The sequence below is a fragment of the Rhizobium sp. BE258 genome (genome assembly GCF_031457345.1).
Classification (GTDB): domain Bacteria; phylum Pseudomonadota; class Alphaproteobacteria; order Rhizobiales; family Rhizobiaceae; genus Rhizobium.
Map to the genome: position 1 here is coordinate 1,054,006 of NZ_JAVDWL010000002.1, position 8,151 is coordinate 1,062,156.

Below are 8,151 nucleotides of genomic sequence, written 5' to 3' on the forward strand. Positions count from 1 at the left end.
ATGACTTTCGAGCTTCTGATTGCGAAATACGGCTTGCTGGCAGTCTTTCTTGGCGCCGGGATAGAAGGGGAGACGATCGTCATTCTGGGTGGCGTGTTTTCGCATCGCCACCTCATGACGTTCTGGGAGGCAGCCATTGCTGCGAGCTCCGGTTCCTTCATCGCCGACCAGCTGTTTTTCTTCACCGGCCGCCATGCGCGGCGCTGGCCGCGAATCCAGAAAATCGCCGGGAGACCGGCCTTTCAGCGCGCTACCCAGCTTCTGGAGCGGCACCCGGCAAGCTTTATCTTCGCATTTCGCTTCATCTACGGATTGCGGACGATCAGCCCGGTTGCGATCGGCATGTCTGATGTCCCGACCGCGAAATTCATGGCCGTCAATGCCGCCGCGGCCGTGATCTGGGGAACGGTCTTCACCGCCATCGGCTATCTCTTCGGACAAGGCATCGAACAGATTTTTGGCCATCTGCCGCTTCACCGGCACGTTCTCATCGCCATCGCGACCGCAGTGGCCCTCGTGATCGCCTGCGCATTGACCTATCGGAAAGTCCGCGCGGCCTAGCCCTTTGGTCTTAGCCTGATGCCGTCCTTCCTGTGCAATCGAGGGCTATTGCAATTCTTCAAAATGCGGCTTCATATTGTGGCAGCTTTGAACCTTGCAACCGGTAGGCTGCAAAGGGACGCGCATGAGGACTGCAACTCGTAAATTATGAGGTGACAGGATGCGTGAGGGGGGGTCTCGAGGTCTGCAATTGTTCGCCGCGGCTTTATGCGCGACGGGCCTTGCAGCATGCGACAGCGGCAGCAACACCTATGTTGCCCCGCCGCCGGCAAAGGTGCATGTGGCACCGCCGCTGCAGCAGAATGTAACCCAATATTTCGAACTGACCGGCAACACGGCGGCGTTCAAATCGGTCGATATCGAAGCCCGCGTCCAAGGGTTCGTCGAAACCATCGACTATCGCGACGGTATGATGGTGACCAAGGGCACGCAGCTCTTCGGCATCCAGAGCAACACCTATCAGGCGCAGGTCGACCAGGCGCAGGCAACGCTCGCTTCGTCGCAGGCCGCACAGGTCGGCGCCAATCAGGAATATACGCGTCAGGTCAATCTCAGCGCCCAGAAGGTCGGAACGCAGACGGCACTCGATAGCGCCAAGGCAACGCTCGACCAATCGAACGCAGCGATCCTTAATGCGCAAGCGAGTCTCGATCTCGCCAAAATCAACCTCGGATACACCAAGGTCGAAGCGCCGTTCGATGGCACAGTGACAGCGCATCTCGTCGATGTCGGCACGCTGGTCGGTGTATCCGGCCCGACGACTCTGGCGACGATCGTCCAGACGGATCCGATCTATACCAATTTCAGCATCAGCGAGACGCAGGTTCTGTTGATCAAGCAGGGTATGGCCGCTCAGGGCAGGACCTTCAAGCAGACGGACCTTCCTGCCATCCCGTTCGAAATCGGCCTGCAGGGCGAGACCGGCTATCCTTTCAAGGGCCATCTCGACTATGCGGCGCCACAGGTTGATGCGGCGACGGGCACGCTGACCGTGCGCGGGATCATCGACAACAAGGACCATGCCCTTATCCCGGGCCTCTTCGTTCGCGTTCGTGTGCCTGTTGGCCATCAGGACAAGGCGCTTCTGGTTCGGGACGATGCGATCGGCACCAACCAGCAGGGCAGCTACGTATTGGTTGTCGGCAAGGACGATACGATTGAGCAGAAAACCGTAAAGACCGGCCAGAGCGAGGGCCGCCTGCGCGTTATCGAATCCGGCCTCAGTGCTGAAGACCTGGTGGTGATCGAAGGAATCCAGCAGGCGATTCCGGGCAACAAGGTAGCACCGGAAAAGGTGACGATGGACGTTCCAGCGGCAGAGGCCTCAGCCGCTACCGCACCCCAGGCTGTCGCGCAATGAGCCCGCGCCCGGCATCGTCAGCTCAGCGGAGGAGGATGGCATGATCTCGCGCTTCTTCATCGAGCGGCCGGTTCTCGCCAATGTCCTGGCGCTGGTTTTCGTTCTCATCGGCGCCGTTGCGCTGTTCCAGCTGCCGGTGGCGCAATATCCAAATGTCGTGCCGCCGACCGTGCAGGTTTCGACCCGCTATCCCGGCGCCAGCGCCAAGACGCTGATCGACACCGTGGCACTGCCGATCGAGCAGCAGGTCAACGGCGTTCAGAACATGCTCTACATGCAATCGACGAGCGCCAGCGACGGCACCTATTCGCTGACCGTTACCTTCGCAATCGGCACCGATCCCGACCAGGCGCAGGTTTTGGTACAGAACCGTGTGGCGATCGCCATGTCGTCGCTGCCGGACGCGGTTCAGCTGCAGGGCGTCACGACGCAGAAGAAATCGACCTCGATCCTCGAATTCGTCAGCCTGACATCGCCTGACAGCCGCTACGATAGTCTCTTCCTCTCCAACTATGCCGTCATCAACCTGCAGAACGAACTCGCCCGCCTGCCCGGCGTCGGCAATGTGGCTGTGTTCGGCGCCGGCCAATATGCGATGCGGATCTGGATGAACCCCGGACTGCTGCAATCCCGCGGGCTGACGCCGCAGGATGTCATCAACGTGGTGCAGCAGCAAAGCCAGGAGGTGACCGCCGGTCAGGTCGGTATTCCGCCCGTGCCTGCCGGTCAGGACTTCCAATACACGCTCAATGTCAACGGCAGGCTGAACGACGCCATCGACTACGAGAACATCATCATCAAGGTCGACGACCAGAGCGGAGGCCGAATCACCCGCATTCGCGATATCGGCCGCGTCGAGCTGGGTGCGCAGACCTACAGCCAGTCCTTCATGCAGAACGGGCGGCCGGCGGCCGGTATCGGCATCTTCCAGCTTCCCGAGGCCAACGCCATCGACGTCGCCAAGGATGTCGCGGCGAAGATGACCGAGCTTTCGAAAGGCTTTCCCCCCGGTCTCGCCTATACCGTGCCATTCGATACGACCAAATTCGTGAAGGCATCGATAGACGAGGTCTATGTCACGCTGATCGAAGCCGGCGTTCTCGTGCTGATCGTTATTCTCGTCTTCCTGCAGGATTGGCGGGCGATGCTGGTTCCGGCGACGACGGTGCCGGTGACGATCATCGGCGCCTTTGCGGCCATGGCGGCGCTCGGCTTCACTGTCAATCTCTCGACGCTCTTCGCCATCGTGCTGGCGATCGGCATCGTCGTCGATGACGCCATCGTCATCGTCGAGGGTGTTGCCCGCCATATCGAGGAAGGGATGCCCGGCAAGAAGGCCGCCGAGAAGGCGATGGACGAGCTCTTCGGCCCCGTGATCGGCATTACGCTGGTGCTGATGGCGGTATTCATTCCCGCCGCCTTCCTTCCGGGGCTGACAGGGCAGCTCTACAAGCAGTTCGCATTGGTCATCGCCGCCACGGCGCTCATCAGCGCCATCAACGCCATGACGCTGAAGCCGACGCAATGCGCCCTCTGGCTGCGCACGCCGGTGCCGCCCGAAAAGCGCAATTTCTTCTATCGCGGTTTCAACAAGGTCTATGACAAGGCCGAGAACGGCTATGCGAAACTGATCGGCGGCATGGTCCATCACAGCGCCATTGCCGTTCTCTTCGCGCTGGCGCTGATCGGCGTCGCCATCTGGGGACTCACCCGCCTGCCGACGGCATTTTTGCCGCTCGAGGATCAAGGCTATGTGCTGATCAGCGCGCAGTTGCCCGACGGCGCCTCGAAGGAGCGCACCGACGCCGTGATGGCGGAGGTCGGCAAGATCGCGCAGCAAACGCCCGGCGTCGATCAGGTATTGACGATCAGCGGCATATCGATCCTCGACAATAGCGCCAGCCTACCGAATGCCGGTGTAGCCTATGTCGTGCTCAAGGACTGGGATGTCAGGGGTAAGGAAAAGGGACAGGACCTGCTGTCGATCTACGACCACCTGAACGGCGCACTGTCGGATGTGCTGAAGGCGAAGACCCTGGTCGTCGTCCCGCCACCGATCCAGGGCATCGGCAATGCCAACGGCTTCACCATGCAGGTGGAAATCCGCAACGGCAATTTCGACTATCCGCTGCTGCAGAGCATGGCCGATACAATCGTCAGCAACGGCAATGCCCAATCGTCGCTGCAGCGGCTGAGCACATCGTTTCGCGCGGGCGTACCCCAGCTTTCGGTGTCGGTCGATCGCATCAAGGCCGAGACGCTCGGCATCACCGTCGGGCAGGTGTTTTCCGCACTGTCAGGCTATGTCGGATCGAGCTACGTCACCCAGTTCAACAAGTTCGGACGAACCTTCCAGGTCTATGCGCAGGCAGCGCCCGAATTCCGCGTCGGCGATGATGATATCCGCAACCTGAAGGTCAAGGCTGGCGATCGCACGATGGTGCCGCTCGGCACTGTCGTCGATGTCAAAAGCGTTCAGGGGCCGTCGCTGATCAGCCTCTATAATCTCTATCCGACCGCCACCATTGTCGGCGGCGCTGCGGCAGGATTCAGTTCGGGGCAGTCGCTCGATGTCATGGAGCAGATCGCCGACCGGACATTGCCGCCGGGCGCAGGCTTCGAATGGACAGCCCTCTCCTATCAGGAGAAAACCGTCGGCGGGCAGATCTATTTTGTCTTCGCGCTCGCCATGCTGCTCGTCTACTTCGTGCTTGCCGGGCAATATGAGAGCTGGATCCTGCCGCTCGCCGTGTTGTTGGCGGTACCACTTGCGCTTCTCGGAACGGTCGGTGCATTGAGTGCTGCCGGCGTCGCCAACAATCTCTACACGCAGATCGGCCTGATCCTGCTGATCGCCCTTGCATCGAAGAACGCGATCTTGATCGTCGAATATGCGCGCGAGAAGCGGGCTGAGGGCATGGAGATTCTTGAGGCCGCGGTCGAGGCCGCACGCCTTCGCTTCCGGCCGATCCTGATGACATCCTTCGCCTTCATCCTCGGCGTGCTGCCGCTGGTGCTGGCGAGCGGTGCCGGCGCATCGGCCCGCAAGTCGATCGGCATATCGGTTTTCAGCGGCATGATCGCCTCGACCTGCCTTGCCGTTCTCTTCGTTCCGTCGTTCTATGTGGTGCTGCAACGGTTCGAGGAATACAGAAAGCGGCGCACGAACACGGCGCCGCAGGCAGCAGAGTGATCAGCGCTTCGCTCTATTGAACGACGACGCGCACATAGACGCCGCCGCTCTTGGCGTAATAGCCGGATCCACACCTGTAATAATAGCCACCGTAATAGGCGCCGTAGACGCAGCCCGCGGGCAAGACGGCAATCGTCGTCGTTGTCCTCGTCACCACGCGCCGCGTCGTCCTGCGCGCAACGCCAGCGTAGGAAAGCGGGGTCAACGGCCGGCCGATCACGGCGTTGGCGGGCGTGCCAAAGCTGAGCGATAACGGTACCCATCCGCCGGGCTCGACATGAGCGTCGGCAAGGAGAAAGGCGCCGGTCAGCCCGGCAACAAGCAGGGATTTCGGATATCTCATTTGCTGTCTCCCGGTTGGGTGGGTGCGGGCAGTTCATCGAGCGACTGCAATTCGCTGAGGTCGACCTTCTTGGCGCTTTTCGGAATCTCGATTGCATAGGACGCCTTGGCGACATCCGGCCCGCTCTTGAAATCGCTGATCTCCAGCGTGTATTGCGGCGCCTGCCCGACATGTTTGCTGGTGATGACATAGCGCAGCGGCACAGGCTTGGCGCCCGACTGTATCCAGATCTGCCAGTCGATCTCGGGCGTGCGGAACGTCAGATACTCGCATTCGACCCCACCGACATAAGCGCTCGAGATATGCTTGGCATCCGTTACGTCGGTCATCAGAATGTCGAAAACATGAGACGACAGCAGATCAGCTCCCGGCGCCTCGATACCCGCATCCGCCAACCGCTCGAACAGTTCGTCCACCGAGCCCTTGGCCTCGATACTGGCATAGGCATCGAGGTTCTTGCCGTGCACCGTCAGCGTCGTCCCGTCAAAACTGACATCGACATCGGCAAATCCGCCGGTTCTGGTGACCCGCAGCTTGTCCGGCCGTGCCAGGCTCGCAGTTCCCGAACTGACGAACTGCAGCTTCTCGAAGTCAGGCGTTACCGCTTCGATCGACGATTGGTAGCTGAACGATATCGCCTTCTGCCCCGCCAGATAGTCCGACATGGACTTCAGGATATCTTTCGCATCGTCGGCGGCAGCCGTCGCGGGCAGGATCAGGCTGGCGGCAAAGGAGCCGCAGACGAGCAGGTGCCGCAGCATTCTGAAATGGGGAACCGATGACATTGCAATGCCTTCCCTTCGATCATGTTGATCCCCAAGTCTCCGGACAGGTGCCCTTCAGCGAGAATCCTACCGGCGATCTGCAAGATCAGAGAATGGATGAAATTTCAGCATTATCTATGCAGGCGATGTTCAGCCGCGAGCGGCCGCCAGGTTTGAGGGAATCATGAATGGAGCACGCCACTCCCATCTCCCCTCCACGGCAATGGGAACGTCTGAAGATCGCGAAGCTATAGGCCGCTGGTCAGCACCCGCTGACATGTCGGCGACAGCCGTTGAAAGTTATCCCGCAGACAATTGACCCCACGGCCGCCACCGAGCGGCACGGAGCGGCAAAGCGCCCGGAAATCCGGCCCACTGCGGCGGAGAACAATCAGTTCTTCGCGCGGCGTGAAAGACGCCATCGGCATCGCTCCGGCACCGCCGGCCGCCTTGGCTGTATTGGCAAGAGGAGACGATCCGCTTCCTCCAATCGCGCCAATGGCCGCCTGGCAGGATGGCGAGAGCGCCGCATTATGCTGCTGCAGACAGGCAAGCGCCTGCGCTCCACCCGGCGTCACACCCGAGCATTGCGCCATGAAGTCCGAGCGGCAGGCCGATTTGATCGCATCGCGCTGCGTCTCCGTCGGCTGTGCGGTCTGTTTTGGTGAAACGGCCGGAGCTGCGGCTGTGGTTGGCTGGACCGTCGGCGTTTGCCCCGGCGCCGCATCGGTCGATTTCTTCTTCGTCCCGCCCAAAGCGGAAATCGCGTCGCGGCAGGCCTTGGAGAGCGATGCATCATGCTGCTGAAGGCAATTCAACGCCTCCATGCCCCCGGGCGTCACACCCGAACATTGCGCAATGAAATCGGACCGACACGCCGACCGAACCGCATTCCGCTGGGCATCAGTGGGCTGCTGCGCGTAAGTTGCGCCGGCCGCAAGGCACATCGCGGACGAGACAAGAAGGCCGAAAGCCCTGCTCGCTGAAATCGTGAATCTGATATGCAGAATATTCGCCAGAAAGGCCGCAAATTTCCCCATGGTTCCCTCCCCGAGGAAGAAATTATCTGGATATATGCAGATACGTGGCGGGGCCGATAGAATAACGCTGGCCTGACAAACTGTCGCCACGCAGGGCATGATCAAAATCTATCACTGCAGGTTTACATTAGCACGTAAATATACTGTCGTGAAGATTGCGTCGTGAGACATGGCGAGCGGTAGAGTCTTCGGTCTGCTAGCCTATTTCATTTCTTCCCCGCCCAATCCCGCGTGCCGTCCGCTCACACTAGAGTTGAACGCAAAAACCCCGCTTAACGCGGGTTCTATCTATTCTGCTGTGATCCATGAAGATGATTTGGTTGCGGGGGCAGGATTTGAACCTGCGGCCTTCAGGTTATGAGCCTGACGAGCTACCGGGCTGCTCCACCCCGCGTCCAGCGTAAATCCCTTTGGGATTTATCGCGGCTACGTCGTCGCTTTAGCGATGACGGACTGTGCCGGAGCAAATTGCCGAAGGCGATTTGTCTCCTGTAAGGTTCTGCTCTTTTGAGAGCATTTCGGCTTCAAAAGCAAAAGGCCGCTTGCGCGGCCCGATGTTTTCGGCAGGGCCGAATGTGTGATGAGAAGATTAGTTGCGTTTTGCAGACCTGGCAGCGACCGACTCTCCCGCGTCTTAAGACGAAGTACCATAGGCGCTGGGGCGTTTCACGGCCGTGTTCGGAATGGGAACGGGTGCAGCCACCCCGCCATGACCACCAGGTCAGCGAAGCGCAACTTTGAGAAGCTGGTGCAGTTTTTCAACTGCTTTTATGTGTGAACACGTCTTAACATCATCGTCCGGAGCAAGGCTTTGCCTTGCCCGGGAGATGAGCATTGATCAATGAGAACGATCAAGCCAATCGAGCTATTAGTACCGGTAAGCTTCATGC

At 60.0% G+C, this 8,151-nt stretch carries 6 protein-coding genes, 1 tRNA gene and 1 rRNA gene; 3 read left to right on the forward strand and 5 right to left on the reverse strand.

What is annotated here, in order from left to right; translation table 11 throughout:
* The 3 genes from J2X43_RS10510 to J2X43_RS10520 all read left to right on the forward strand — a co-directional run bounded on the left by J2X43_RS10510 (position 1) and on the right by J2X43_RS10520 (position 5,114).
* Complete coding sequence (locus J2X43_RS10510) at positions 1–561, forward strand: DedA family protein (protein ID WP_310293737.1); 561 nt, start codon at positions 1–3, stop codon at positions 559–561.
* A gap of 160 nt (positions 562–721) precedes the next feature.
* On the forward strand, positions 722–1,921 hold the full coding sequence (locus J2X43_RS10515; protein ID WP_310293739.1) for an efflux RND transporter periplasmic adaptor subunit: 1,200 nt from the start codon (positions 722–724) through the stop codon (positions 1,919–1,921).
* A gap of 40 nt (positions 1,922–1,961) precedes the next feature.
* Positions 1,962–5,114 carry an efflux RND transporter permease subunit gene (locus J2X43_RS10520; protein WP_310293741.1) on the forward strand — a complete coding sequence of 1,051 codons (3,153 nt, stop codon included), beginning with the start codon at positions 1,962–1,964 and terminating at the stop codon, positions 5,112–5,114.
* Between the two features lie 13 nt (positions 5,115–5,127).
* On the opposite strand, the gene J2X43_RS10525 is transcribed toward J2X43_RS10520, so the two are convergent.
* From J2X43_RS10525 to rrf, 5 genes are all read right to left on the reverse strand, one after another.
* Positions 5,128–5,457 (reverse strand): hypothetical protein, encoded by a 330-nt coding sequence (locus J2X43_RS10525; RefSeq protein ID WP_112384957.1) that lies wholly within the window; start codon positions 5,455–5,457, stop codon positions 5,128–5,130.
* Positions 5,454–6,242 (reverse strand): DUF2092 domain-containing protein, encoded by a 789-nt coding sequence (locus tag J2X43_RS10530; RefSeq protein WP_310293743.1) that lies wholly within the window; start codon positions 6,240–6,242, stop codon positions 5,454–5,456. The genes J2X43_RS10525 and J2X43_RS10530 overlap by 4 nt, the downstream gene beginning before the upstream one ends.
* 227 nt (positions 6,243–6,469) lie before the next feature.
* Positions 6,470–7,261, reverse strand: a complete 792-nt coding sequence (locus J2X43_RS10535) for a cysteine rich repeat-containing protein (RefSeq protein WP_405049575.1) — start codon at positions 7,259–7,261, stop codon at positions 6,470–6,472.
* A gap of 317 nt (positions 7,262–7,578) precedes the next feature.
* Positions 7,579–7,655 (reverse strand) — tRNA-Met (locus tag J2X43_RS10540).
* A 212-nt stretch (positions 7,656–7,867) separates the two neighbouring features.
* A 5S ribosomal RNA gene (rrf, locus tag J2X43_RS10545) occupies positions 7,868–7,982 on the reverse strand.
* Positions 7,983–8,151: the final 169 nt, after the last annotated feature.